The 25,552-nt window shown below is 71.0% G+C and carries 19 protein-coding genes and 1 pseudogene; 8 read left to right on the forward strand and 12 right to left on the reverse strand.

Annotated features, from left to right (window positions below; genetic code table 11):
- Positions 1-141: 141 nt before the first annotated feature.
- From ACFWXQ_RS38400 to ACFWXQ_RS38420, 5 genes are all read right to left on the reverse strand, one after another.
- Positions 142-2,337, reverse strand: coding sequence for a 3-hydroxyacyl-CoA dehydrogenase NAD-binding domain-containing protein (locus ACFWXQ_RS38400; RefSeq protein ID WP_383947156.1), 2,196 nt, complete (start codon positions 2,335-2,337; stop codon positions 142-144).
- A 52-nt stretch (positions 2,338-2,389) separates the two neighbouring features.
- Positions 2,390-3,604, reverse strand: coding sequence for an acetyl-CoA C-acetyltransferase (locus ACFWXQ_RS38405; RefSeq protein WP_383947153.1), 1,215 nt, complete (start codon positions 3,602-3,604; stop codon positions 2,390-2,392).
- 40 nt (positions 3,605-3,644) lie between these two features.
- On the reverse strand, positions 3,645-4,787 hold the full coding sequence (locus ACFWXQ_RS38410) for an acyl-CoA dehydrogenase family protein (protein WP_383947151.1): 1,143 nt from the start codon (positions 4,785-4,787) through the stop codon (positions 3,645-3,647).
- Complete coding sequence (locus tag ACFWXQ_RS38415; protein ID WP_383947148.1) at positions 4,784-5,923, reverse strand: CaiB/BaiF CoA transferase family protein; 1,140 nt, start codon at positions 5,921-5,923, stop codon at positions 4,784-4,786. Before ACFWXQ_RS38415 ends, ACFWXQ_RS38410 begins: the two co-directional genes overlap by 4 nt.
- A 118-nt stretch (positions 5,924-6,041) precedes the next feature.
- Positions 6,042-6,422, reverse strand: a complete 381-nt coding sequence (locus tag ACFWXQ_RS38420; protein WP_383947145.1) for an MmcQ/YjbR family DNA-binding protein — start codon at positions 6,420-6,422, stop codon at positions 6,042-6,044.
- A gap of 112 nt (positions 6,423-6,534) precedes the next feature.
- Between ACFWXQ_RS38420 and ACFWXQ_RS38425 the strand changes: the two genes are divergently transcribed.
- Positions 6,535-7,743, forward strand: coding sequence for a saccharopine dehydrogenase family protein (locus ACFWXQ_RS38425; protein WP_383947142.1), 1,209 nt, complete (start codon positions 6,535-6,537; stop codon positions 7,741-7,743).
- A 91-nt stretch (positions 7,744-7,834) separates the two neighbouring features.
- A pseudogene (locus tag ACFWXQ_RS38430) lies at positions 7,835-8,034 on the forward strand (PfkB family carbohydrate kinase); the annotation flags it as partial.
- Here the strand turns inward: ACFWXQ_RS38430 and mmpA are convergent.
- From mmpA to ACFWXQ_RS38445, 3 genes are all read right to left on the reverse strand, one after another.
- The gene (gene mmpA / locus ACFWXQ_RS38435) at positions 8,015-8,161 is read right to left on the reverse strand and encodes a morphogenic membrane protein MmpA (protein WP_383947139.1); all 147 of its coding nucleotides are present in this window, start codon (positions 8,159-8,161) and stop codon (positions 8,015-8,017) included. The pseudogene ACFWXQ_RS38430 and the gene mmpA sit on opposite strands and share 20 nt — an antisense overlap.
- A 102-nt stretch (positions 8,162-8,263) precedes the next feature.
- Positions 8,264-8,968: an endonuclease V gene (locus ACFWXQ_RS38440; RefSeq protein ID WP_383947136.1), complete on the reverse strand. Its 705-nt coding sequence runs from the start codon at positions 8,966-8,968 to the stop codon at positions 8,264-8,266.
- A 75-nt stretch (positions 8,969-9,043) separates the two neighbouring features.
- Positions 9,044-10,108, reverse strand: a complete 1,065-nt coding sequence (locus ACFWXQ_RS38445; protein ID WP_383947134.1) for a WD40/YVTN/BNR-like repeat-containing protein — start codon at positions 10,106-10,108, stop codon at positions 9,044-9,046.
- Between the two features lie 297 nt (positions 10,109-10,405).
- Here ACFWXQ_RS38445 and ACFWXQ_RS38450 point away from each other — a divergent pair, with 297 nt between their 5' ends.
- The gene (locus ACFWXQ_RS38450; RefSeq protein WP_189839578.1) at positions 10,406-10,822 is read left to right on the forward strand and encodes an SsgA family sporulation/cell division regulator; all 417 of its coding nucleotides are present in this window, start codon (positions 10,406-10,408) and stop codon (positions 10,820-10,822) included.
- Between the two features lie 15 nt (positions 10,823-10,837).
- Here ACFWXQ_RS38450 and ACFWXQ_RS38455 read toward each other — a convergent pair whose 3' ends face one another.
- Both ACFWXQ_RS38455 and ACFWXQ_RS38460 read right to left on the reverse strand, forming a co-directional pair.
- The gene (locus tag ACFWXQ_RS38455) at positions 10,838-11,680 is read right to left on the reverse strand and encodes an isocitrate lyase/phosphoenolpyruvate mutase family protein (protein ID WP_383947131.1); all 843 of its coding nucleotides are present in this window, start codon (positions 11,678-11,680) and stop codon (positions 10,838-10,840) included.
- 188 nt (positions 11,681-11,868) lie between these two features.
- Positions 11,869-12,537: a GPP34 family phosphoprotein gene (locus tag ACFWXQ_RS38460; RefSeq protein ID WP_383947129.1), complete on the reverse strand. Its 669-nt coding sequence runs from the start codon at positions 12,535-12,537 to the stop codon at positions 11,869-11,871.
- Between the two features lie 322 nt (positions 12,538-12,859).
- Between ACFWXQ_RS38460 and ACFWXQ_RS38465 the strand changes: the two genes are divergently transcribed.
- The 4 genes from ACFWXQ_RS38465 to ACFWXQ_RS38480 all read left to right on the forward strand — a co-directional run bounded on the left by ACFWXQ_RS38465 (position 12,860) and on the right by ACFWXQ_RS38480 (position 19,053).
- A complete protein-coding gene (locus ACFWXQ_RS38465; protein WP_383947126.1) occupies positions 12,860-14,491 on the forward strand; it encodes an ABC-F family ATP-binding cassette domain-containing protein in 1,632 nt (543 codons plus the stop codon).
- 10 nt (positions 14,492-14,501) lie between these two features.
- Positions 14,502-16,844 (forward strand): ATP-binding cassette domain-containing protein, encoded by a 2,343-nt coding sequence (locus ACFWXQ_RS38470; RefSeq protein WP_383947124.1) that lies wholly within the window; start codon positions 14,502-14,504, stop codon positions 16,842-16,844.
- A 235-nt stretch (positions 16,845-17,079) separates the two neighbouring features.
- Positions 17,080-17,856, forward strand: coding sequence for a dimethylargininase (ddaH, locus tag ACFWXQ_RS38475; RefSeq protein WP_383947121.1), 777 nt, complete (start codon positions 17,080-17,082; stop codon positions 17,854-17,856).
- Positions 17,857-18,072: 216 nt separating this feature from the next.
- A complete protein-coding gene (locus tag ACFWXQ_RS38480; RefSeq protein WP_383947118.1) occupies positions 18,073-19,053 on the forward strand; it encodes an acyl-ACP desaturase in 981 nt (326 codons plus the stop codon).
- Between the two features lie 97 nt (positions 19,054-19,150).
- Here ACFWXQ_RS38480 and ACFWXQ_RS38485 read toward each other — a convergent pair whose 3' ends face one another.
- On the reverse strand, positions 19,151-22,552 hold the full coding sequence (locus ACFWXQ_RS38485; RefSeq protein WP_383947115.1) for a hypothetical protein: 3,402 nt from the start codon (positions 22,550-22,552) through the stop codon (positions 19,151-19,153).
- 177 nt (positions 22,553-22,729) lie between these two features.
- Here ACFWXQ_RS38485 and ACFWXQ_RS38490 point away from each other — a divergent pair, with 177 nt between their 5' ends.
- Entirely contained in the window at positions 22,730-25,201 is a 2,472-nt protein-coding gene (locus ACFWXQ_RS38490; RefSeq protein ID WP_383947113.1) for a hypothetical protein, read from the forward strand.
- Between the two features lie 12 nt (positions 25,202-25,213).
- Here the strand turns inward: ACFWXQ_RS38490 and ACFWXQ_RS38495 are convergent, their stop codons facing one another.
- Positions 25,214-25,483, reverse strand: coding sequence for a WhiB family transcriptional regulator (locus ACFWXQ_RS38495; RefSeq protein ID WP_190227651.1), 270 nt, complete (start codon positions 25,481-25,483; stop codon positions 25,214-25,216).
- Positions 25,484-25,552: the final 69 nt, after the last annotated feature.

Here is a 25,552-nt window from a genome sequence, read left to right on the forward strand (position 1 = left end):
CCCCTGAAAGGGGCGCGGGGAACTGCGCGAGCAACCCACGACGGCCCGCAGCCAAAAACGAACCCCACGGGGTCTGGGGCGGAGCCCCAGAAGGACGGGAATGGGTAGGGGCGGCGGGGGCGAAAAACCGGCGTCAAACCCTCACGCGTCCGTGAACCGCTCCCCCTTCTCCGCCTTCTCCACAAGCAGCGCCGGAGGCGCGAACCGCTCCCCGTACCGCTCGGCGAGCTCACGCGCACGGTCCACGAAGCCCGGCAGCCCGCCCTCGTACCCGTTGATGTACTGAAGAACGCCACCCGTCCAGCCAGGGAAGCCGATCCCGAAGATCGAGCCGATGTTGGCGTCGGCGACGGACGTCAGGACGCCCTCCTCCAGAAGCCGGACGGTGTCCAGCGCCTCGGAGAACAGCATGCGCTCCTGCATGTCCCGGAAGGGAATCCCGGCCTCGGCGGCCCCCGCACGCGTGAAGTGCTCGCGCAGCCCGGGCCACAGTCCGGCGCGCCTGCCGTCCTCCCCGTACTCGTAGAAGCCCGCGCCACCGCTGCGCCCGGGGCGGCCGAACTCGTCGACCATGCGGTCGATGACCGCGTCCGCGGGGTGCGCCGTCCAGGTGCCGCCCGCCTCCTCGACGGCCCGCTTCGACTCGGCGCGGATCTTGCGCGGCAGGGTGAGGGTCAGCTCGTCCATCAGGGAGAGGACCTTGGCGGGGTAGCCGGCCTGGGCGGCGGCCTGCTCGACGGAGGCGGGCTCGATGCCCTCGCCGACCATCGCCACGCCCTCGTTGATGAAGTGCCCGATGACGCGGGAGGTGAAGAAGCCCCGCGAGTCGTTGACGACGATCGGGGTCTTCCTGATCTGCCGTACGAGGTCGAAGGCGCGGGCGAGTGCCTCGTCGCCGGTGCGCTCGCCCTTGATGATCTCGACGAGCGGCATCTTGTCGACGGGCGAGAAGAAGTGCAGTCCGACGAAGTCGACCTGTCGCTCGACGCCTTCGGCGAGGGCGGTGATCGGCAGGGTCGAGGTGTTGGAGCAGAGCAGCGCGTCCGGTTCGACGATGTGCTCGATCTCCTGGAACACCTTGTGCTTGAGCGCGGAGTCCTCGAAGACGGCCTCGATGACGGCGTCGCAGCCCGCCACGTCCTGAGGGTCGGCGGTCGGCGTGATGCGGGCCAGCAGCGCGTCCGCCTTCTCCTGAGTTGTACGGCCCCGGGAGACGGCCTTGGCGCAGAGCTTCTCGGAGTAGCCCTTGCCCCTTGCCGCCGCCTCGGCGGACACGTCCTTGAGGACGACGTCGATGCCCGCGCGGGCGCAGGAGTACGCGATGCCGGCGCCCATCATCCCGGCGCCCAGGACGGCGACCTTGCGGACCTGGCGGGGTTCGACACCCTTGGGCCGGTTGGCGCCCGAGTTGACGGCCTGGAGGTCGAAGAAGAAGGCCTGGATCATGTTCTTGGAGGTCTGGCCGGCGGCCAGCTCCACGAAGTAGCGCGCCTCGATGACCTGCGCGGTCTCGAAGTCGACCTGCGAGCCCTCGACGGCGGCCGCGAGGATGTTGCGCGGCGCCGGGTAGGGCGCGCCGTTCGTCTGCTTGCGCAGGTTGGCCGGGAAGGCGGGCAGGTTGGCCGCGAACTTCGGGTTGGACGGGGTGCCGCCCGGGATGCGGTAGCCGGGCTTGTCCCAGGGCTGGCTCGACTCGGGGTTGGCGTCGATGAAGGCGCGGGCCTTGGCGAGCATCTCCTCGTGGGTGGCCGCCACTTCGTGGACGAGGCCGTTCTCCAGGGCGCGCCCCGGGCTGTACTGGGTGCCCTGGAGGAGCACCTTCAGGAGCGCGTCGGCGATGCCCAGGAGGCGTACGGTCCTGACGACGCCGCCTCCTCCGGGCAGCAGACCGAGTGTGACCTCGGGGCAGCCGATCTTGGAGCCGGGCGCGTCGAGGGCGACGCGGTGGTGACAGGCCAGCGCGATCTCGTAGCCGCCGCCCAGGGCCGCGCCGTTCATGGCGGCGACGACGGGCTTGCCGAGCGTCTCGATGCGGCGGAGGTCGCGCTTGATGGCGAGGCCTCCGTCGAGGAGCTGCTGAGCGGTCTCGGGGGTGACGCGGATGAGGTCGCGCAGGTCGCCGCCCGCGAAGAAGGTCTTCTTGGCGGAGGTGAAGACGATGCCGCGGATGGCGTCGGGGTCGGCCTGGACCTCCGCCTCCAGCCGGTCGGTGATCGCGGCGAGCGAGTCGCGGAACGCCTGGTTCATGGTGTTCGCGGACTGGTCGGGGTCGTCGAGGACCAGGGTGACGATGCCGGTCTCGTCCTGTTCCCAGCGGATGGTGGTGCTCTCGGTCATGAGGGGGTTCTCCGTTGAAGTCCGTTGGAAGTCCGTTGATCCGCCGGGAAGTTCAGACGCGCTCGACGATCGTGGCGATGCCCATGCCGCCGCCCACGCACAGGGTGGCGAGGCCGAACCGCTTGTCCTGGCGCTCCAGTTCGTCGACGAGCGTGCCGAGGATCATCGCGCCGGTGGCGCCGAGCGGGTGGCCGAGGGCGATCGCGCCGCCGTTGACGTTGACCTTGTCCAGGGACAGGCCCATGTCCTTCACGAAGCGCAGGACGACCGCGGCGAAGGCCTCGTTGATCTCGACGAGGTCGATGTCGTCGATGGTCAGCCCGGCCTTGGCGAGTGCCTTGCGGGTGGCGGGCGCGGGCCCGGTCAGCATGATGGTCGGCTCGGAGCCGGAGACGGCCGCGGCGACGATCCGCGCGCGCGGGGTGATCCCGTACCGCTCGCCGACCTCCTTCGAGCCGACGGCGACCAGCGAGGCGCCGTCCACGATGCCGGAGGAGTTGCCCGCGTGGTGGACGTGGTCGATCTTCTCCACCCAGTGGTACTTCTGCAGCGCCACGGCGTCGAAGCCGCCCAGGTCTCCGATGTCCGCGAACGACGCCTTTAGCTTGGCGAGCGAGTCGGCGGTCGTTCCGGGGCGCAGGTGCTCGTCGTGGTCGAGGACGACGAGTCCGTTGCGGTCCTTCACGGGGACGAGGGACCGCTCGAAGCGGCCGTCCTTCCAGGCCGCGGCGGCGCGCTCCTGGGACAGCGCCGCGTACTCGTCGACGTCCCGGCGAGAGAAACCCTCGATGGTGGCGATGAGGTCGGCGCCGATGCCCTGGGGTACGAAGTTGGTGGCGATGTTGGTCATCGGGTCGGCGAACCAGGCGCCGCCGTCGGAGGCCATCGGCACCCGGGACATCGACTCGACGCCGCCCGCGAGGACGAGGTCCTCCCAGCCCGAACGGACCTTCATCGCGGCGAGGTTGACGGCTTCCAGGCCCGACGCACAGAAGCGGTTCTCCTGGACTCCGGCCACCGTGTCGGGCAGTCCGGCGGCGATGGCGGAGATCCGGGCGATGTCGGAGCCCTGGTCGCCGACGGGTCCGACGACACCGAGCACGATGTCGTCGATGGCGGCCGGGTCGAGCCCCGGGAAGCGGGCGCGGATCTCGTGGATGAGCCCGACGACCAGGTCGACGGGCTTGGTGCCGTGCAGGGCGCCGTTCGCCTTGCCGCGGCCGCGCGGGGTGCGGATCGCGTCGTACACGTACGCTTCGGTGGTCACGCGTGAGCCTTTCAAGGAGAGCCCGCAAGGGCCGGGAGGGTCAGCCGAGCAGGGAACGGCCGATGATCTCCTTCATGATCTCGGTCGTCCCGCCGTAGATGGTCTGGATGCGGCCGTCGGTGAAGGCCCTGGCCACGCGGTACTCCGTCATATAGCCGTAGCCGCCGTGCAGTTGGAGACAGCGGTCCGCGACGCGCTTCTGCAGCTCGGTGGCCCACCACTTGGCCATCGAGGCGTGCACCGCGTCGAGTTCGCCGTCCGCGTGGTCCTCTGTGCAACGGTCGACGAACGTCCTGGTGACGGCGCACTCGGTGGCCATCTCGGCTATCTCGAAGCGGATGTGCTGGAGCCGGGACAGCGGCCGCCCGAAGGCCTCGCGCTCCTTGACGTACTCCGTGGTGATCTCCAGCAGGTACTCGGCGGCGGCGATCCCTGCGACGGCGATGTTCAGCCGCTCCTGCGCGAGATTCGTCATCAGGTGCACGAAGGCGCCGTCGAGCTCGCCCAGCAGGTTCGCCTTCGGAACGCGTACGTCGTGGAAGAACAACTCGGCGGTGTCCTGGGCCTTCTGCCCGATCTTGTCGAGGTTGCGGCCGCGCTCGAAGCCGTCCATGCCTCGCTCGACGACGAGCAGGGAGAGGCCCTTGGCGCCTCCCTCGGGGGTCGTCTTCGCGACGACGATCACCAGGTCGGCCAGGATCCCGTTCGAGATGAAGGTCTTGGAGCCGTTGAGCAGCCAGTGGTCGCCCCGGTCCTCGGCGCGCGTCTTGATGCCCTGGAGGTCCGACCCGGCGCCGGGCTCGGTCATCGCGATGGCGGTGATCAGTGAGCCGTCGCAGAAACCGGGCAGCCACCGCCGCTTCTGCTCCTCGGTGGCGAGGCCCGTCAGATACGGCCCGATGATGTCGTTGTGCAGCCCGAGCGCGAGCCCGGCGGCCCCCGCGCGCGTGAACTCCTCGGCGAGTACGGCGCTGTAGCGGAAGTCGGCGTTGCCTCCGCCCCCGTACTCCTCCGGGACGGCGAGTCCGAGCAGGCCCTGCTTTCCGGCGGCCAGCCAGGCGTCCCGCGAGACGATGCCGTCCTTCTCCCACTGCTCGTAGTGCGGCAGCACCTCCTTGGCGAGGAAGGTCCGGACGGTCTCGCGGAACGCGTCGTGCTCGGGCGCGAAGATCTGCCGCTTCATTCGGTGCTGCCCTTCAGGAGGTCCGGTACGTCCCAGTCGCGGGCCACATCCGCGGTGTCGGCGCCCGGCAGTGCGGGCCCGCTGCGGACGGCGGTGGGAGTGGCGGAGAAGCGGGGTGCGGGCGCGGGCTGGGTGATGCCGCCGTGGTCGGTGAAGGTGCCGCGGGCGGCGAGATGCGGATGGTGCGGGGCCTCGCGCAGCGACAGCACCGGCGCCACGCAGGCGTCGGAGCCCTCGAAGACCGCGGTCCACTCGTCTCTCGTGCGGGTCTTGAAGCGGGCGGCCAGCGCCTCGCGGAGTTCGGCCCAGCGGGACAGGTCCTTGCGCGCCGAGACGTACTCCTCCAGGCCGAGCAGCCGCACGAACTCCTCGTAGAACTGCCCCTCCAGCGCGCCCACCGCCATGTACTGGCCGTCGGCCGTCTCGTACGTTCCGTAGTACGGGCAGCCGCCGTCGAGGAGGTTGGCGCCCCGCCGGTCCTGCCAGCCGCCGGCGGCGAGCATGCCGTGGATCATCGAGGCGAGGTGGGCCGTGCCGTCCACGATCGCCGCGTCCACGACCTGGCCGGCGCCGGTCGCGCGGGCGTGGTGGAGGGCGGCGAGGACGCCGACGACGAGGTAGAGCGAGCCGCCCGCGTAGTCCCCGACGAGGTTCGCGGGGACGGCCGGGGGCTCGCCCGGAGCGCCGATCATGCCGAGGGTGCCGGTGAGCGCGATGTACGCGATGTCGTGGCCCGCGCGCGGGGCGAGCGGGCCCTCCTGGCCCCAGCCGGTCATCCGTCCGTAGACGAGCTTCGGGTTGCGGGCGTGACAGGCCTCGGGGCCGACGCCGAGGCGCTCGGCGACGCCCGGACGGAAGCCCTCGATGAGGATGTCGGCGCGGTCGGCCAGGTCGAGGACGCGGTCCGCGCCGTCGGGTGCCTTCAGATCGACGATCACCGAGCGCTTGTTGCGGTTGGTGATGTCGTAGTCGGGGTTGATCGCGAGTCCGACGCCGTTCGGCCTGTCCACGCGGACGACGTCCGCGCCCAGGTCGGCCAGGAGCATGGCGGCGAACGGGCCGGGCCCGATGCCCGCCAGCTCGACCACGCGCACCCCGGCGAGCGGGCCGTGCACTGCCGTCCCTGCCGCTGCCATCAAGCCCCCAGCACTGTGACACACCTGATGTAACATCAGTGATGTTAAGAACGTGTTCCACTCCGCACAAGCCCTGGCGAGCAAGCGCTTAGTAGATTCTGGAAGCCAACCAGGAGCTTCAGCGCGCGTCCAGCTCCGCTATGAGCCTCTTTGGCGCGATGGTGCGGTAGCTCTCCTCCACCCAGTCGCACAGCAGCTCCGCGGCCGGGGCGCCCTTCTCCTCCAGCGGGACCCTCACCCAGCCCGCCTTGCCCAGGCCGTATCCGGCGGGCTCCGCGCCCGGTGAGGACAGCGCGTGGGCGTGCGCCACCTCGTCCTTGAGCTTCACGGTGACGCCCAGCGGATAGCTGCCGTCGTCGACACCGAGGAACACGAACACCTTCTTGTTGACCTTCGCGACGCTCTCACTCCAGGGGAACTCCTCGACCGCGCCCGGCAGTCCGAGGGCGAACTCTCGTACTTTCTCCCACTTCTTCAGGGCGGTCTTCGTCGGGGCCACGGCTGCCTCCGGTCCTTTTCGGCCCCGCGCACGGGGTCCTGGTTCGGCTCCTCGTACCTCACGCTAGCCTCAGCCACCGACAACGGCGCGGGCTGGACGGCTGAGAGGTGCCATGAGCAGGCAGGACAGGACGGAGCGCGCGTACGACATCGTGCTCTTCGGGGCCACGGGATTCGTCGGCGTGCTCACGGCGGAGTATCTCGCCGCGCACGCTCCAAAGGGGCTGCGGTGGGCGATCGCGGCGCGCGACACCGCGAAGCTGGAACGGCTGCGGGAGCGCCTGACGCAGATCGACCCGGCCTGCGCGGAGCTGCCGCTGCTGCGGGCCGATGTCGCCGATCCGGCGTCCGTGCGGGAACTCGCGGCGCACGCGCGCGTGGTGGCCACGACCGTCGGGCCCTACCTGACGTACGGCGAGGACCTGGTGGCCGCCTGCGCGGAGGACGGCACCGACTATCTGGACCTCTGCGGAGAGTCCGAGTTCGTGGACCTCATGTACGTGCGGCACGACGCACGCGCGCGTGAGACCGGCGCACGGCTGGTGCACGCCGCCGGCTTCGACTCGGTCCCCCATGACCTCGGCGCCTACTTCACCGTGCGTCAACTGCCCGAAGGGGTGCCACTGACCGTCGACGGGTTCGTGCGCGTCGAGGGGATGTTCTCGGGCGGCACCTTCGCCTCCGCCCTCAACCAGATGTCGCGCGGGCGGCACATGCTCGCCGCGGCGCGGGACCGCAAGCGGCACGAGCCCCGGCTGGTGGGACGGCGGGCGTACGCGCCGTCGAGCGCTCCCCGGTACGCCAAGGAGGTCGGGGCGTGGGCGTTGCCCCTGCCCACCATCGACGCGCAGATCGTGCAGCGGTCCGCGCGGGCGCTGGAGCGGTACGGGCCCGACTTCCGTTACCGGCACTACGCGGCCGTCAGGACGCTGCCGTTCGCGGTGGGCGGGGTGGCGGGGGCCGGGGCGGTCATCGCGGCGGCCCAGGTGCCGCCGGTGCGGCGGTGGCTGTCGGACCGGCTCAAGCCCGGTGACGGGCCCAGCGAGGAGAAGCGGGCGTCGAGTTGGTTCTCGGTGCGGTTCGTCGGTGAAGGGGGTGGGCGGCGGGTGTTCACTGAGGTCTCCGGTGGGGATCCCGGGTATGGGGACACCGCGAAGATGTTGGCCGAGTCCGCGTTGTGTCTTGCGTTCGACGAGCTTCCCTCGACTTCTGGGCAGGTGACGACTGCTGTTGCCATGGGGGATTCGCTGATCGAGCGGTTGCGGGGGGCTGGGATCAGTTTTCGGGTTGCCGCCGATCGCTCCGCGGGAAGTGCCGGATGACTGGTGCGGGTTCGTTGTGGCTGGTCGCGCAGTTCCCCGCGCCCCTGACGGGGCGCGCTGCCCTCAGACCCTTCTCATGACATGCGGCGGATCGCCGAGCGCGCCGGTCGTGGATTCGAACGGAGCCGGGACGCCTTCGCGGCGGGCTGGCTGTTCGGCAGGGTGAGCGGCGAACCGCCCGAGCGGTGCGGGCTCTTCGGCGTGATCGCCGGGGCCCATGCGTGCACGGTGCCGGCCACGCGGGCCGGCGTCATCGGACGCGGGGAACTGCTCAGAGCGGCCACCCCATGACCGTGTAGATCATCCCGGCTATCCAGGCGACACCGGCGAGGACGGCGAGGAGCAGTCCGGCCATCACGGCCCGCTCGACGGGCTGGGTGGGGCTGGTGGCGGTCTTCGGGGCACGGTGTGTCGTCATGCGTCACAGCCTGCCGATCATGGCGGGGGCCCGGCATCCGTACAGATACTCAGAACCGGTACTCAGAACGCCTACTCGGAGGCCGGTGCCGAGTACTCGTACTCAGGGGGCCGTCCCAGCGGCCGTCGCCTTCAACGCCCGTCGGCACAGGGCGTCCGCGTGCCTGGTCGTCTCCGGTTGGCGGAAGCGCGGCGCGAGGTGGAGGGTGTGGGCGCAGGCGGTGTCCAGGGTCACCCGGTGGCCGACGGAGACGAACACCGGTTTGACGCCCGCCTGGGTGCGCAGTGCGCGGCCGACCTCCTCCTCGCCCGCGAGCAGCGGTGACGCGGATCCGCGCGGGGCGCCCGGCTCCTCGTACGTGAAGGTGAACGGGTTCTTGGCGACCCCGATCGTCGGCAGGCCGGTGAGGACGCCGAGGTGGCTGGCCAGGCCGAAGCGGCGGGGGTGGGCGAGGCCGTAGCCGTCGCAGACGACCAGGCCGGGTGCGCACGGCAGCGCTTCGAGGGCGGCCAAAACGGCCGGGATCTCCCGGAAGGCCAGCAGCCCGGGGACGTACGGGAACGGCACCTGGCCCACGGCCGTGGACTCGGCGACCACGTCGAGCGTCGACGCGTCGAGCACGACGGCCGCGGCCACGACGACATCGCGCTCGTCGTCGTACGCCACGTCGACCCCGGTCACCCGGCCGGTTCCCGGCGGCGGCCCGGGCTCGTCGAGAACCACCCGCCCCCGCAACTCGTCCTGTACGGCCCTGGCCTGGTCCTCGGTGGCGGGCCAGCCCGCGGGGATGCGTACGGTCGTCGTCATGATGTGACGAGCGTACGACCCCGCGGCCGACGGCCACTTGCCACTTTTCGCGCCCGTTCTCCCGGGGATCGCTGTTCAGCGCTCCAGGCGGGCCACCCGGCCCTTCTCGCCGGAGGCCCAGCAGGCCCGGTCGGGGGTGCAGTCCACGGTGTCGTACGAGCCGGTGTCCAGGGTGCGCCAGGTGCGGCCGCCGTCCCTGGTGAGGTCGGTGCCGGTGGGGCCGACCGCGAGGGCGGACGTCCGGCTGTGCGGGAGCCAGGTGACGCCCGAGCGGTAGGCGGGCGGCGGTGTGCCTGCCGTGGTCCAGGTGCGGCCGCCGTCGCGGCTGGTCGCGGCCGCCTGTGGGGAGGCCTGGTCGGCGCGGTAGTCGCCGCCGACCGCGATGCCGTGCGTCCGGTCGCGGAATGCGACGGCGAAGACTCCGCGTGCCGGGTCGCCCGCCGGGATCGGGGTGTCGGTGGCCGTCCAGGTCAGGCCCCGGTCGGAAGAGTGCAGCACACGCGCGCGTGCCGCCCCGCCGGTGGCCAGCCACACGTCCCGCGGCCCCGAACTGACCAGGCACTGCCCACTGGCCGCGAAGCCCGCCTCGCCGGTCTGGGCCGCGGGCATGCCGGCGCTCGGCAGGACCTTCCAGGAGCGGCCGCCGTCGCTGGTCGACAGGATGCGGAACCTGCCGTCCACCGGGTCGCTCATGGCCAGGCCGTGGCGGCTGTCGAAGAAGGTGATGCAGTCGTAGAAGGCCTTGGCGTCGGTGTTGCGGAACGACTCGGTCCAGGTCGCCCCGCCGTCCTCGGTCCGGAAGACCCGGGACGCCTCGCCCTCGCCGATGGCCAGCACCACGGCACGCCTGCTGTCGAAGGCCTCGATGTCCCGGAACTCCAACTCGGCGGCTCCCGGCGGCGATACGTTCCGCCAGTTCCTGCCGCCGTCGGCCGTGCGCAGCACCGTGCCCTTGGACCCGGCCAGCCAGGCGGTGTTCCGGCTGACGGCGGAGAGCCCTCGGAAGCGGACGTCCGTGCCGCTGTCCTTCAGCTCCCAGTGCGGAGCCTTCCCGCCACCCGGTCCCTGGTCGTGTGCCTGTGCCTGTGCGGGTGCCGTGAGCGTGGCGGCGAGTGCGAGTCCGCACACCCCCGCGGTCACCAGCCGCCTCGTGGATCCCGTACGCCCTGTGAATCCCGTAAGTCTCGTGCGTCGCGTCTTCCCCAAGCCCCTCATGGCGGGCGAAGCTAGCCCACTCCCCCAGTGGCGTCCAGATGCCCCGGAAGGCATCGGGGGTCACTTGAGGAATCTTTGATCACTTCCGTGATTGAAGGCGGTGACGGAGGTCACTCGAATTTCATGGGTTTTAGTGCGCACGGATCGGCCGGTTCGAGCGTCTCTACAAGTGCCCGGCTCATCCGTCCACCGTTCGTCCAGCCGTCACAAGGGAGCAAGGCGTTGTCCACCGTCATCGAGCAGCCCGTAGAGGCCCGTCTCGTCGCCGCGGCTCCGCGGATGCCGAGCATTCCCGCAACACTCCGATACGACCCGCACGACCCCTTCGCCGTCCGCATGTCCTTCCCGGCCCCGGCCACGCTCGAAGGCGTGGACGTGATCTGGACCTTCGCCCGCGAGCTCCTCGCCTCGGGCCTGGAGGAGCCGGTGGGACACGGGGACGTCCGCGTGCGGCCGTACGGGTACGACCGCATCGTCCTGGAGTTCCACGCCCCCGAGGGCACCGCCGTGGTCCACGTCCGCACGGGCGAGCTGCGGCGCTTCCTGGAGAGTACGACCCAGGTCGTGCCCTTCGGTCTTGAGCATCTGCACCAGGACCTGGACCAGCAGCTCGCCGAGCTGCTGCGGGACGCCTGCTGACCCCTTCCGGAGAGGTCAGCGCCCTTTCCCCAGCAGGGTGTTGAGCTCTCCGTAGTCGAGTCCGCCGGCCAGCGACTCGTACGTCCCCGTGCCCAGCAGCTCCCGCGCGGCACGGCGGACAAGTGCGTGTGCGGCCTGCGCGATTCCCGAACCGACGCTGATCCGGGCGACGCCGAGTGAGGACAGCTCGGCGACGGACGGGGCACCGGGGCCGGCCATCACGTTGAGCGGCCCGTCCACGCCCTCGGCCAGGTTCTTGACGGTGACCGGGTCGACGGGACCGGGCACGAAGACTCCGTCGGCCCCTGCGGCGAGGAAGGCGGCGGCGCGCTCCAGGGTGACGGCCAGGTCTCCGGCTCCCCGCAGATACGTGTCGATGCGGGCGTTGACGAACAGCGGTACCCCGGCCGAGTCGGCGGCCTCCCGGGCGGCCGCGATCCTCTCGGCCTGCTCGGCGACCGGCCGCAGGGCCGCACCGCCTCTGCGCGCCTGCTCCGGCCCGTACAGGGCGTCCTCGATGTTCACGCCCACCGCGCCGGCCGCCAGCACCGCGCGGACCGTGTCGCCGACGCCCTGGGCGTCCTCGGCGTAGCCGGTCTCGATGTCGGCGCTCACCGGCACCCGGACGGCGGCCGCGATGCGCCCGACCGCTTCCAGCGCGCGGTCCCGGTCGAGGTGGTCCCCGTCCGCGGCGCCCAGGTCCCAGGCGAGGCCCGCGCTGGTGGTCGCGATGGCAAGGGCGCCCGCCTCCTCGACGACACGGGCGCTCATGGTGTCCCAGGCATTGGCGAGGACGAGTGGCCGGCCGGGGATGTGCAGCTCGCGGAAGGTCAGGGCCTGTGCACGGAGATCGGTCATGCGAATGAGCCAATCACCGGGGCGGGCAGCTTGGCTGGCAGGAATCCGACACGTACGTGGGCCGCCTGAGCGGACCTCACGGCCGCGGCCGGGGCTCCCGCCACGCCCCTCACCCGGGCGGGGTCGACTCCCCGGCACAAGCCGCTCCTGCCACCCCGGCTCGCGGGCGCCCGGGCTTCCTCTGCCCCTCAGCTCCCGGGCACGCCCGTAGTCGTCATCACCAGGACCACCGCCGAACGCACCTCCTGGACCGCCTTCTTCAGGGCGGGAGTCGTCGCCCCGCTGCGTTCGGCCAGGTCCTCGATTCGCTGCTTGTACTGCCGCTGTTCCTTGCCCGACAGCAGGGTGCGCAGCTCGGCGCCGGCGGCGAGGGCGACGAGGGCCGCGTCCTGCTCGGGCACCTCCTCGACGGGCCCGGGCCCCTCCAGTACCTCCCGGGCCTCCTCGCGCAGCCTGTCCACGGCGGCGACGCGGTCGATCTCGTACTCCACGGACGGGAACACCCCGAGCACCCGTGTCTTCTCCGCGCGCAGGTATCCGTCGGCGGCGAGCTGCTCCCGTACGGCGTCCAGGGTGACGCGGGCCCGAAGGCCGACCCAGGTCTTCCACCTGTGCGGGCGGGACTCCTCGACCAGTTCCAGGAGCCCGTCGAGGACGGGGTCCCCGGTCTGGGCGTCGGGGTCCGTGGGCGTGGCGATGCCGTCCACGTCGGCGAGCAGTCCGCGCTGTGCCAGCTCGGTGAGGGCTCCCGCCCGGACGATGTGGGGGAGGTGGGCGGCGTCGGTGACCTTCAGCTTCGTGGTGTCCCAGGCCAGCAGGTAGAGCCGGGCGGGCAACGAGAGGGAACCGTCGGGCACGGGGTCTCCTTGGTGCGGTCGAGGTGGGGGCTCACGTTATTTCGTTGACAGCCGTGAGAGCCCTTCGTACGGTGTGTGACGGTTCTGTTGTCGCCGATTGGAGAAGGACGTTGCTCGTCTGAGGTCCTGAGACACCTCGTCACACACGTGTCCGTGTGTGCGCAGCGTGCGACCTCGGCATTCGAGCCGTCCTCCCGGAACAGGGCCTTCCCCTTTCCTCCCAGGATGCCTTGAGGACCTCTGTCCGTCCTCCCGGCCGTCGTCGCCGCCCCGGTGTCTCGATACGCGTTGCCCTGACCGCATCAAGTACCGCGAGGCGCGTATGTCAACCTTCCCCACCTCCATCACCTGTACCTCCCTTTCCTTCGCCTGGCCGGACGGCACCTCCGTCTTCGACGATCTGCAGGTGGCCTTCGGACCCGGCAGGACCGGGCTCGTCGGCGTCAACGGATCAGGGAAATCAACGCTGTTGAAGCTGATCGCCGGGCAACTGACCCCGGCCGACGGCACCGTGCGTGTCGCGGGCGAGGTCGGATATCTGCCGCAGAACGTCACCCTGGACACCGGTCTGCGGGTCGACGAGGCGCTGGACATCGCCGCCAAGCGGACCGCGCTGCACGCCATCGAGGCGGGTGACGTGTCCGAGGCGCACTTCGACGTCGTGGGCGACGACTGGGACGTGGAGGAGCGGGCCGTCGCCACCCTCGGCGAACTCGGTCTCGGCCACATCGAGTTGGACCGCACCATCGGCGAGGTCTCGGGCGGCGAGTCGGTCCTGCTGCGGCTGGCCGCACTGCTGCTGCGCCGGCCCGACGTCCTCCTGCTCGACGAGCCCACCAACAACCTCGACCTGTACGCGCGCCGGCGGCTGTACGCGGCCGTCGAGGCCTGGTCAGGAGTCATGATCGTGGTCAGCCACGACCGTGAACTCCTGGACCTGGTCGACCAGATCGCCGATCTGCGTTCCGGCGAGGTGACCTGGTACGGCGGCAATTACTCGATGTACGAGGAGGCGCTCGCCACCGAGCAGGACGCGGCCGAGCGCATGGTGCGCGTGGCCGAGTCCGATCTGAAGAAGCAGAAGCGTGAACTGGCCGATGCACAGGTCAAGTTGGCCCGGCGCAAGAAGTACGGCCAGAAGATGTTCGAGCAGAAGCGCGAGCCGAAGATCGTCATGGGTGCCCGCAAACGCGCCGCCCAGGAGTCCGCGGGCAAGCACCGCATCATGCACGAGGAGAAGCTGGCCGAGGCGAAGGAGCGGCTCGACGAGGCCGTGGACGCCGTGCGGGACGACGACGAGATCCGAGTCGACCTGCCGTACACGGCCGTACCGCCGGGCCGGAACGTACTGACGCTCCTGGACCTGGAGTTGGCGTACGGCGCGAGGGTGGGCAGCTTCGATCTGCGCGGGCCCGAGCGGGTCGCGCTGATCGGGCGCAACGGGTCGGGCAAGACGACCCTGCTGCGGACGGTCGCCGGGGAGCTGGAACCGGTCTCCGGGGAGGCACGGGCGCATGTGCCCCTGCGGTTTCTGCCGCAGCGGCTCGACGTGCTCGACGACGAGCTGACGGTCGCCGAGAACGTGGCCCGGTTCTCGCCCGGCGCGACCAACAACCGCGTCCGGGCACGGCTGGCCCGCTTCCTCTTCCGGGGTGCGCGGGCCGACCAGCGGGCGGCGACGCTCTCCGGCGGCGAACGCTTCCGGGCGGCGCTGGCCGCGCTGATGCTCGCCGAGCCCGCGCCACAGGTCCTGATGCTGGACGAGCCGACCAACAACCTCGACATGGCGAGCGTGCGACAGCTCACCACGGCCCTGGAGTCGTACGAGGGAGCGCTGATCGTGGCCAGCCACGACGTGCCGTTCCTGGAGTCGATCGGGATCACCCGGTGGCTGCTGCTGGAAGGAGGAGAACTCAAGGAAATCACGCCAGAAGCTGTCGGGTATCCCGGCTAGCTTCGGCGGTATGAGCCAGTTGACCACCGGTACACAGCAGCCCTTCACCGGCCCTGACCAGCCCGTTTCCGGTACGCACTCGTTCATCGGGGTGGTCGGGGCCCGTGAGAACAACCTCCAGGACGTGACCCTGCGCATCCCGAAGGGCCGGCTCACGGTCTTCACCGGGGTGTCGGGGTCGGGCAAGTCGTCGGTCGTCTTCGACACGATCGCGGTCGAGTCGCAGCGCCAGCTGAACGAGACCTTCACCTGGTTCGTCCGCAACCGGCTGCCGAAGTACGAACGGCCGCACGCGGAGGCCATCGAGGATCTCTCGCCCGCGATCGTCGTCGACCAGAAACCGGTCGGTGGCCACTCCCGGTCGACGGTGGGCACGATGACGGACGTGTACTCGGTGATCCGGGTGCTGTTCTCGCGGCACGGCAGCCCGAGCGCGGGTCCTGCCACCGCGTACTCGTTCAACGATCCGTCGGGCATGTGCCCCGAGTGCGACGGTCTCGGGCGCACGGTCCGGCCCGACTGGGACCGCATCCTGGACCCGGACCTGTCCCTGGCGGACGGCGCGATCCTCTTCCCGCCGTTCGCCGCCGGAACCTGGCAGGGGCAGGGATACACGAACACCACCGAGTTGGACCCGCACAGGCCCGTACGCGAATTCACCGCGGCCGAGCGGGAGTTCCTGCTGCGCGGGCGCCCCGGCAGCAAGGTCACCATCAGCGGCTCGGGCGGCACCTGGAGCACCGACTACGAAGGGCTCGCCGACCGTTTCGAGCGGCTGTATCTCAAGCGGGACCTGTCCGCGCTCAGCCAGAAGACACGTGACCAGGCGCGGGGCTATATGACGGAGGGGCTCTGCCCGGGGTGCCGGGGCGCCCGGCTGAACGAGGCGGCGCTCGCCACCCGGATCGGCACCGGGCCCGCCGGGCGGCCCGGCCTGTCCATCGCCGACTGCGCCCGGATGCAGATCAGCGACCTGATCCCCGTGCTGAAGGACATCGACGACCCGGTCGCCACACCGGTCGCGGCCGCCGCCGTGGCCTCGCTGGAGCGGATCGAGGCGATCGGGCTCGGCTATCTCAGCCTGGACCGGGAGACTTCGACGCTGTCCGGCGGGGAGGGGCAGCGGCTGAAGATGGTCCGGCACCTCGGGTCGAGCCTGACCGGGATGACGTACATCTTCGACGAGCCGAGCGTCGGGCTGCACCCGCGTGACGTGGGACGGCTCGGGGACCTGCTGCTGCGGCTGCGGGACAAGGGGAACACCGTGCTGGTCGTCGAGCACGACCCGGACGTCATCGCCCTCGCCGACCACATCGTCGACATGGGGCCGCGGGCAGGAGCGGACGGCGGCCGGGTCGTCTTCGAGGGGACGCCCGGCGAGCTGGCGTCGGCCGACACCCCGACGGGCCGTTGTCTGCGCCGCCGCACCGAGGTGAAACGGCGGACACGGACGGCCACCGGAGGGCTCTGGGTGAAGGGCGCCGCCCTGCACAACCTGCGGGACGTGACGGTCGAGTTCCCCACCGGGGTACTGACCGCGGTGACCGGTGTCGCCGGCTCGGGGAAGAGCACGCTCGTCTCGAAGGAGTTCACGGCCGCGCACCCGGACGCCGTGGTCGTCGACCAGTCGTCCATCGGCATCTCGGCGCGGTCCACTCCGGCGACGTACCTCGGCGTCATGGACACCGTACGGAAGATCTTCGCGCGGGAGACGGGCGTGGAGCCGGGCCTTTTCAGCTTCAACTCCGATGGGGCGTGCGGGACTTGTCAGGGGCGCGCAGTCAGCTACACCGACCTCGCGTTCATGGACCCGGTGACCACGACCTGCCCCGACTGCGAGGGGCGACGCTTCAAGGACGAGGTGCTGCGGCTGACCGTGGGCGGCAACTCCATTGTCGACGTACTGGAGATGACGGCCGATCAGGCCCTGGGCTTCTTCGAGGACCCGGGCGTACGCCGCCGACTGCGGGCTCTACGGGACGTGGGGCTCACGTATCTGACACTCGGTCAGCCCCTGTCCACGCTCTCCGGCGGGGAACGCCAGCGCATCAAACTCGCGACCCGGCTCCACAGAACCGGAGCGGTGTACGTGCTCGACGAGCCGACCACCGGCCTGCACATGTCGGACGTCGACGGCCTGCTCGCCCTCCTCGACCGGCTGGTCGACGCGGGCAACACGGTGCTTGTCGTCGAGCACAACCTCGATGTTGTCGCCCACGCCGACTGGGTCATCGATCTGGGGCCCGAGGGGGGCAAGGAGGGTGGGCTGGTCGTGTTCGAGGGGACGCCGGGGCAGCTGCTCGATGCGGAGGGGTCGTTCACCGCGGAGCACCTCCGGCGGTTCGTGGGGTAGGGCTTCGCCGGGGGCGTTGACGGACACCACCAGGTCGTGACGGAGAGTGCGGGCCCGTGGGGGCTGGTCGCGCAGTTCCCCGCGCCCCTGACGGGGCGCGGCCCGCCACCGCTCGCGGATACGGACACACCCGCCACAATCCCCTCTCCAGCCCCGCACCCCGGGGGGCTGTTGTGACTCCGGCATGGGCTGCATGATGTGCGGGGACACACCCGGCCGAGACGGAGAAACGCACGTGCCCAGCCAGAAAGCCCTCATCCGCCGCCCGAGCCCCCGCCTGGCCGAGGGTCTGGTCACGCACATCGAGCGCACGAAGGTCGACGTCGAGCTGGCGGTCGAACAGTGGGAGGCGTACGCGGAGGCGCTGCGTACGCACGGCTGGGAGACCGTCGAGGTCGAGCCCGCCGACGACTGCCCGGACTCCGTGTTCGTGGAGGACGCGGTGGTCGTCTACCGCAACGTGGCGCTGATCGGGCGCTCCGGCGCGCAGTCGCGGCGCGGCGAGACCACCGGGGTCGAGCAGACCGTGGCGCGGCTCGGCTGCTCGGTGAACTGGGTGTGGGAGCCGGGCACGCTCGACGGCGGCGACGTCCTGAAGGTCGGCGACACGATCTACGTCGGCCGGGGCGGGCGGACCAACGGGGCCGGCATCCATCAGCTGCGGGCCGCCTTCGAACCGCTGGGCGCCCGAGTCGTCGCCGTACCGGTGAGCAAGGTGCTGCACCTGAAGTCGGCGGTCACCGCGCTCCCGGACGGCACGGTCGTCGGGCACGAGCCGCTGGTGGACACCCCGTCGGTCTTCCCGCGCTTCCTCGGGGTACCTGAGGAGTCCGGCGCCCACGTGGTGCTTCTCGGCGGCGGCAAGCTGCTGATGGCGGCCAGCGCGCCCAAGACCGCCGAGCTGTACGCCGATCTCGGCCACGAGCCCGTCCTCGTCGACATCAGCGAGTTCGAGAAGCTCGAAGGCTGTGTGACATGCCTCTCGGTACGGCTCAGGGGGCTGTACGCCTGAACGACCGACGGGGACACCCGTTCGCCCCCTGGGACCTGCGGTGTCCGCCAGGTGGGCGACTCAAGGAAGCGGCTCTTGGCGATCTCCGGAGAGATCGTCCCTGATCAGGGCCCTTTACGCCGCGCTTAACCTACGGCATCGTAACCTACGGATACGTAGCCTACGATGCCGTAGGTTGTGTGAACGCTCAGTATTTACGTCCCCTCTGGAGCCCTCGTGACGATCACTTCTCCCCATCTCGGCAGCCCGTCCTCCGACTGGACCGACGCACGGCTGCTGTTCGCGCTGGAAGAAGTGGTGGAGACCGAGCTCAACCGTCATCTGAAGGTCGCCAAGGACTGGATGCCGCACGAGTACGTGCCCTGGTCCGACGCCCGCAACTTCCCCGGCATCTTCGAGGACGGCGAGGCCTGGGACAAGGAACAGTCCAAGGTCACCGAGCTCGGCCGAATCGCACTGGTCGTGAACCTCCTCACCGAGGACAACCTGCCCAGCTACCACCACGAAATCGCTTCCCTCTTCGGCCGCGACGGCGCCTGGGGCACCTGGGTGCACCGCTGGACCGCCGAGGAGGGCCGCCACGGCATCGTGATGCGCGACTACCTCCTCGCGTCGCGCGCCGTGGACCCGGACCAGCTCGAAGCCTTCCGCATGATGCACATGAGCGAGGGCTTCGAGTCGGACAACCGCCACTCGATGCTGCACTCCGTCGCGTACGTCGCCTTCCAGGAGCTCGCGACCCGCGTATCGCACCGCAACACCGGCCACCAGTCGGGCGACCCCGTCTGTGACCGCATGCTGGCGCGCATCGCGACCGACGAGAACCTGCACATGGTCTTCTACCGCAACCTCCTCAAGGCCGCGTTCGAGCTCGCCCCCGACCTGACCATGCAGGCCGTGCGGGACGTCATCGTGCAGTTCCGGATGCCCGGACACGGCATGCCCGGCTTCGAGCGGGCCGCCGCGCAGATGGCGATCGGCGAGGTCTACAACATGCGGATCCACCACGACGACGTGCTGATGCCGGTGCTGCGTCACCTCAGGGTCCTGCAGATCGACGGTCTGGGCCCCGAGGGTCTCAAGGCCCAGGAAGAGCTCGGTCTGTACATGGGCGGGCTCGACGCCGAGGCCTCGAAGTTCGACGAGAAGCTCGCGGCTCGCAAGGCGCGGATGGCGGCGAGGGCTGCCGCCGTATAGCCGGTGGGCTTTGGGCGGGTGCGGTTGTTCGTTGACTGCCGGCCCGTCTTGGGCTGAGCGCGCAGTTCCCCGCGCCCCTTACGGGGCGCCCCCCGACTCACTCGTGCGCCGTTACCTTTGCCAGTGCCGCGTCGCGGACGTCGGGGTGTGGGTGGCGGCGCAGGGTTCGTAGCTGGGCCCGCCAGGGAGGCGGCCAGCCCGTGCGGGTGCCGAGCGTGGTCGTGATTGCCGCGGCCAGCAGTCCCTCGCTGTGGCCGCCGTGAACAGTCAGCCGTTGGGCGGCGCCGAGCAGGATGTCGGCGTCGCCCTCCTGCGTCCGGCGGAGCCTGGCGGCGAGTTCCGTGGCGGTGCGTGCGGCGAGCGCCGGCCGTCCTTCCGTCAGTGCGGCCAGCCGGTCCAGGGCCGTGTCCACCCGCTCCGCCTCCGCGTCCAGGTCGAGGTGGAACGCCGCGACGGTGGCGGCCTGCGGTACGAATCCGTCGTACCGGGCCAGCAGCTCACCGGCCCCGAGGGCCGCGTCCCGGATGGGCCCGGCGGCAATCCTGGCCTGCTGGGCGAGCCGGGCGACGAGGTGGTCGACCCGTTGGCGGGCGGGGCGGTCGCGACGGGGTTCGGCGTCTGCGAGGGCGAACGCCGCCGTCCCGGCATCGGTCCCGGCATCGGTGTCAGTTTCGGACTCGGCCTCCGCCTCCGCCAGTACGCGCAGGGCTTCCCGCAGGCCTCTCGCTCCGCCGGCCGAGCCCGCCGCCGTGACCACCAGGCCCTGCGCCGCCGCCCGCCAGCTCGTGCGGTTCGACAGGTCGGCCGTGGCGGAGGCGAGGACGGTGGGGGCGTCCGGGGACCAGGGCGCCCAGTGGGACAGGGCTCCGAAGGCGAGGGTCGCCGTCGCCGGATCGTCGGTCGCGCACACGTCACGGACGAGACGGGCGTACCGCGCGCGGTGCCGTTCCGGCAGGTCGAGGGGCGAGACGCGCAGGACGGCCGCGCGGAGCACGGGCTCGGCGGCCACGGCGTCGTGCAGGAGCGTCCAGACGCTCTCCTCGGTGAGCAGCGCGCCCGCGAAGGCGACACACGCGGCCCGGACGTCGAGGTGGGCACCGGGACGCTCGTACGCCTCGGTGAGGAGCCCCGCGGCCACCGGTATCGGGAGCCGGGCGGCGGCGAGACGGGCGGCCTCCTTGCGGCTGGTCACCTTGGTGTCCGGGGCGAGCAGCACCTCGCGCAGCTGCCCCACGAGCCGCGACGGCGCCACGTGCCGGGATGCCCGGGTGGCCGCGTACACGGCGACGCGGGCGCGGTCGTCCCCGGCGTGCGCGAGAAGTTCGGGCAGTGCGTCGCCCGGCCGGTCGGTGTGGGCGAGCGCGCCGAGGGCGGCCTCCGCGAGCACGACGTCCGACGAGCCGGTCCAGTCGCGTACGAGTCCGGCGCCGGGGCCCGGTATCCGCGCGGCCTGCGCGATGGCGGCGGCCCGTGCGTACGACGGCAGCCCGGCGTCGGCGGCCTGCTCGGCCAACTGCCTGGCCACGGCCTCCTGTTGGCGTGGCAGCCAGCGTCGTACGTCCTGGTTCACGGGTACGGTCCACGGGCTGCCCTTGGTGAGGAAACGCCCGTACGGCGGGGTGTCCGCGAGGAGCACGTCGAGGAGATCGGTGCGGCGTCGGGTGATCACGTCCAGGACCGGCCACAGTGTTCCCGCCGAGGGTTCGAGCGAGAGGACGCGCGCGGCCCGTTCGTCGCGGGTGGCGGGCGGCTCCAGCCACAGCTCGACCGCGTCGCGTACGGAATCGTCGTTCCCGAACCTGACGGCCTGCCACAGGAGTTCCTGCAGCTCGGGCATGCCCGCGGCGCGACGTCCCACGGCCCGGGCGAGAGCGAAAGTGAGGCTGTAGTCGGCCTTCTCAGCGCCCGCCTCGATCCACGGCCGCAGCGCGTCGTACACCTGGTGTTCCTGGCCGCGACGCAGCTTCTCGTCGAGTCGGCCCAGGTCGGCGCCTCCGGTGTTGCCGGAGATCCGGACGAGGGTGCGCAGCGCCCAGTTCACCAACTCCCTTGATCCGCCCGCCGCGTGCTCCCGCAGCACGGACAGGGCGAGCTCGCTGAGGTTGCCCCGGGTCTGGTGCGAGGAGTCCCGGGCCTCGACGGCGTCGGCGGCGATCCGGTCGAGATGCGGCTCGGCGTCCTCGGTGAACAGGGCGGGCGGGGTGCGGGACACCGCGTACAGGGCGGGCAGCCGCACCGGTTCCTGCTCGTTGCGCAGCCTGGCCGACTCCTCCAGTACGGAGGTGACGGCCGCGGGGTCGCCGGAGCGGGCGGCGTTGCGGATGAGCAACGGCCAGGCCAGCGCCCGGTCTTCGGCGGCGGGGCGGCGCGTCGCCTCGACGAGCCGCTCCCGTACCTCGGCGACGGGCAGGAAGGATTCGGCGAGCAGCACGGTGTCCCACGCCTCGCCGCGCTCGCGTGCCGCGGCGGCCATCCGCCGGGCCTCCTCGGCGACGCAACTGCGGGGCAGCGCCTCAAGGATGACCGCGTCCACGGTGGCACTGCCTACGTCCCGGCCTGCCGTGGACGCTGTGTAGAAGGCGTGACGGCGGGCGGGCGGCAGTGCGTGGAGGAGCGGTGCCAGGCCACCCGACGCGGCCAGCATCCGCCCGTAGACGGCGAGTTCCTCCGCCTCGGATCGCGCCAGCCTGCGTTGCAGCGAGCGACTGCGTGTGCCGACGTAGGAGGGGAAGCGGCCCGAGATCAACAGCCGGAGCACGCGTTCCGGCGCGACGGCGGCGAACGCGCCCGCCTGGTCGAGGAGTTGAGCCGGGACCCTGGAGGGCCCGAGACGCTCGATCAGGTCCAGCACGCGCAGTGGCTCGGCGGCCACAGTGACGATGACGACCTCCGCGTACCGCTGCCACCAGGCGTCGCGCAGCGACTCCGGCAGGGCGGCCAACTCCCGCTCCGCCACGTCCAGCAGGGCATTGGGGTGCCGCCGGCCGAGGCATTTCGAACCCTGTACGGCGTGCAGCAGCGAGGGCAGCAGCCGGGCGACCGTCTCCGGGGAGCACCCGGGCAGCAGCCGTGCCGCCTCCTCGTCGCCCCATTCCGCCCGCAGCGCGTCGACGAGCCGGTCCGCCAGCGCGGTGCGCCGGCCCGCGACGACGGCACGCAGCAGGTGACGACGTATCGTCTCGGGCGCGTCGGTGAGCGCCGACTCGTAGGTGGCGTCCGGCACTTGGAGACTGTCGGCGGCACGCAGCGCGTGTCCGCGCACGAAGGAGTCCGGGTCGGCGATACGCGCCGCGATCCACTCGGTGTCCCCGGCGACGGCCGCCGCCACGACAGCGAGCCCTCGCTCGTAGGAGCCGCGCGTTTCGAGCTCGTCCAGCAGCGGACGCGTCTCCTCCAATTCCCGTGTGCGAGCGGCGAGTTCGCGCATACGCAGCGGGTACGGAAGTGGGTCGAGGGCGTTCAGCAGGCTCTCGGCCTGGTGCCGCGGGGTGTGGACCATGGGGTGGATTGTGCCTGCCGGGGACCGTGGTGCGCGCCGAATTACCGATGCGGCCCACCTCGAAGCCGAGAGCCGCCCATCGCGCCCCGCCCGGCCGCCGTACGCATTTAACCGTCCGTCGTACGCATTTACGGGTCGTCCCCGCGGTGCAACGGTGCCCGGAGGGGGTGACACACCATGGCACAGACCCATGAGTGGATGTTCTACGAGGTCATGTGGCGCGGCTGGGCGGGCAAAAAGCAGGTTCCCTATCCCGTGCCCTGGTGGGCGCAGCAGGCCTTCCGGCGCTGGAGCGACGACTTCGACGCCGGCACGTACGACTCGAAGGAGGCGGCCTTCGCCTCCAACGCCCTGTACCGCTACTGGCACATGGTCGGCGTCAAGGACCACCGCCAGGAGTCGCTGATCGGGCAGGCCGGTGAGATCGAGCCGGTCTACGACAAGTACTGTCTCTCGTTCTTCCTGCACGATCCGGCGACGGGCACACTGCGGCTGCCCCAGCTCCCGGACGGCGGAAGCGTCGAACAGCGCATGGAGGCACCGCACTTACCGGTCGTCCTCACGACCTTCCGTACGCCGGAGGGCGTCGAGTTCGTGCAGCGCACCTTCGCCGCGCCCGTCGGCGCGCGACAGCGGGACCTGGTCGTCTCGCGGGTGACGGTGAGCAGCCCGACCGGGCAGCCGCACGAGGGGCTGCTGTGCGCGGCGGTCATGCCCGCCGGGCCGAGCGGTTTCCAGCGGCACGACCGCAACGGCCGTCAGGTCACCGACCGGCGGCTGACCTATCTGCGTCATCTGCCCGACGAACAGCGCGTGGAGACCAACTCGGGGTGGGGGCCGGTCTTCGACACCCCGCCCGAGCAGTACGGCGTGTACGGCAACCCGGACTCCTCCTTCGATCCGGACACATATCTGGCGCACAGCCCGTTCCACGACCTGGTGACGGGCGGGAAGCTGAACGGCGCCCTGGACGCACAGGACCAGGTGGCGGGGCTGTGCAGCGCCGTGTTCGCCTGGCCGTTCCGGGTCACCGCGGACGAGGTCTTCGAACTCGACGTGCGACTGCCGGTCGATCTGTACGCCGGAGCCGAAGACCTGGCGGAACTGAAGGGAACGCCGGCAACGGAACTGGAGTCGGCCAACCGGGACTTCTGGGCGGCGAAACTGCTGGGTCAGGGACTCCAGCCTCAACTGCCCTCCCCCGTCACCCATTTGACGGACCTCTTCCGCCAGTCACGTTCACAGCTGCTGATCCTCTCCGACCACGGGGAGATCCATCCGGGACCGACGGTCTACGACTCCTTCTGGATCCGCGACTCCTCGGTGGAGGCCACGGCCTGCTCGCTGGTCGGCGATTCGGCCCTGGCCGAGCACCAGTTGGGCACGCACTACCCATTGCGGTTCAACCGCGGCACCGGCCGGATCGGTCCCTGCGCCGAGTACGGCTTCTACGGCGGCCCGCACGAGAAGGACGACCGCGAGTGGGACAGCAACGGCCAGGCACTGTGGGCCATCGGCCGGTTCGACCGCACCACCGGTCGGCAGGCCGCGTTCGGGGCGAAGCTGTACGTCCCGTACGTACGCGACGCGGCCCGCTGGCTCCGCGACAACCGTGACGGGTACGGCCTGTTGCACAGCGGCTGGAGCGCCGAGCACCTCGGTGAACGCGACAAGCCGCACTACTGGGACGACCTCTGGGGACTCGCCGGGCTGTACGAGGCGGCACGCCTTGCGGAACGGATCGACGCACCGGAAGTACCCGAACTCTGGGCCGCCTTCGACGACTTGAAGCGCGCCACCGGGGACTCCATCCGCTGGGTGCTGGCCGAGCAGCGTGCCCGCGGCGCCTGGGAGACGTACATCCCGACCGGGCCCGCGGACGTCGGGCGGCTCGACTCCACGATGATCGGCACGGCCGCCTACTTCCACCCGCTGCGCCTGCACATGGGCAGCAAGCTCGGCGAGGAGGTCGACCGGGCCGCACGACTCACGCTGGACACGATGTACGCGCACTTCGTCACCGGCGGCTATCGCCACGAGGCTGCCTGGAACGCGTACGGGCCCTATCTGACCCTGCAGTTGGCGCACGCCTACCTGCTCGCGGGCGATCCCGCCCGGATGGACGAGCTGCTCGGCTGGACGGTGGGCGCGGGCTTCCCCCGAACGGCGGGCCGAGTGGCGGCACTTGGGGCGTGGAACGAGCAGCACGCGTTCCCGGTCGCCTCGGACTTCGCCGAAGTCCCGTACCGGCCCTGGTACATGGGCGACATCCCGCACGGCTGGGCGGCGGCCGAGTATCTGCTGCTGATCCGCGACATCCTCTTCTTCGAGGCGGACGAGGACCGCGATCCGCATCTCTACATCGCGCCGGGCATACGTCCGCACTGGGTACCGGAGGGCGAAGAGGTCGCGGTGGAGGCGGCGCCCACGCTCTTCGGGGAGCCGTTCGGGTACCGGCTCGCGCACGATCCGGCCGGGCGAACGGTGACCGTCGACATCACGGAGGCTCCGGACGGGGTGCGGTTCGTTTATCCGTGCGGGTTCGGCCGGGTGCGGGCGGCGTCCGCCGACGGGCGGGAGCTGGAGGTGACGGGCCAGGACGTGCGGGTACCGGCCGGGACGGAGCGGTTCACGGTGACGTACGAATGACGGGCGCCGCCGTCAGTACTGCTGCTGGTGCTGCTGCTGGTCCTGCGTGCGGCGGAGACTGAGCCGCTCCTTCTCGGACAGGCCGCCCCAGACGCCGAAGCGTTCGTCGTGGTCGAGCGCGTATTCGAGGCAGGCGGAGCGTATCTCGCACAGTCCGCAGATGCGCTTCGCCTCACGCACCGAGCTGCCCGGCTCGGGAAAGAAGAACTCGGATCCGGTCTGGGCGCACAGTGCCTGTTCCTGCCAGGAGAGGTCGGGCGCGGCAATGGTGTCGTTGTGCATGCCCAGAATCGTGCCGCGCCCCGAAAAACGTTCGATCAACACCGGATCAATGCCAAGCCCCACCCCATG

The organism is Streptomyces sp. NPDC058697, assembly GCF_042715345.1.
GTDB lineage: Bacteria > Actinomycetota > Actinomycetes > Streptomycetales > Streptomycetaceae > Streptomyces > Streptomyces liliifuscus.

Coding starts and splice junctions, on each gene's coding strand:
- ACFWXQ_RS38400 (WP_383947156.1), bottom strand. CDS start 2,337: ATGACCGAGAGCACCACCATCCGCTGGGAACAGGACGAGACCGGCATC.
- ACFWXQ_RS38410 (WP_383947151.1), bottom strand. CDS start 4,787: ATGAAGCGGCAGATCTTCGCGCCCGAGCACGACGCGTTCCGCGAGACC.
- ACFWXQ_RS38415 (WP_383947148.1), bottom strand. CDS start 5,923: ATGGCAGCGGCAGGGACGGCAGTGCACGGCCCGCTCGCCGGGGTGCGC.
- ACFWXQ_RS38425 (WP_383947142.1), top strand. CDS start 6,535: ATGAGCAGGCAGGACAGGACGGAGCGCGCGTACGACATCGTGCTCTTC.
- mmpA (WP_383947139.1), bottom strand. CDS start 8,161: ATGACGACACACCGTGCCCCGAAGACCGCCACCAGCCCCACCCAGCCC.
- ACFWXQ_RS38440 (WP_383947136.1), bottom strand. CDS start 8,968: ATGACGACGACCGTACGCATCCCCGCGGGCTGGCCCGCCACCGAGGAC.
- ACFWXQ_RS38455 (WP_383947131.1), bottom strand. CDS start 11,680: ATGACCGATCTCCGTGCACAGGCCCTGACCTTCCGCGAGCTGCACATC.
- ACFWXQ_RS38465 (WP_383947126.1), top strand. CDS start 12,860: ATGTCAACCTTCCCCACCTCCATCACCTGTACCTCCCTTTCCTTCGCC.
- ACFWXQ_RS38470 (WP_383947124.1), top strand. CDS start 14,502: ATGAGCCAGTTGACCACCGGTACACAGCAGCCCTTCACCGGCCCTGAC.
- ACFWXQ_RS38485 (WP_383947115.1), bottom strand. CDS start 22,552: ATGGTCCACACCCCGCGGCACCAGGCCGAGAGCCTGCTGAACGCCCTC.
- ACFWXQ_RS38490 (WP_383947113.1), top strand. CDS start 22,730: ATGGCACAGACCCATGAGTGGATGTTCTACGAGGTCATGTGGCGCGGC.
- ACFWXQ_RS38495 (WP_190227651.1), bottom strand. CDS start 25,483: ATGCACAACGACACCATTGCCGCGCCCGACCTCTCCTGGCAGGAACAG.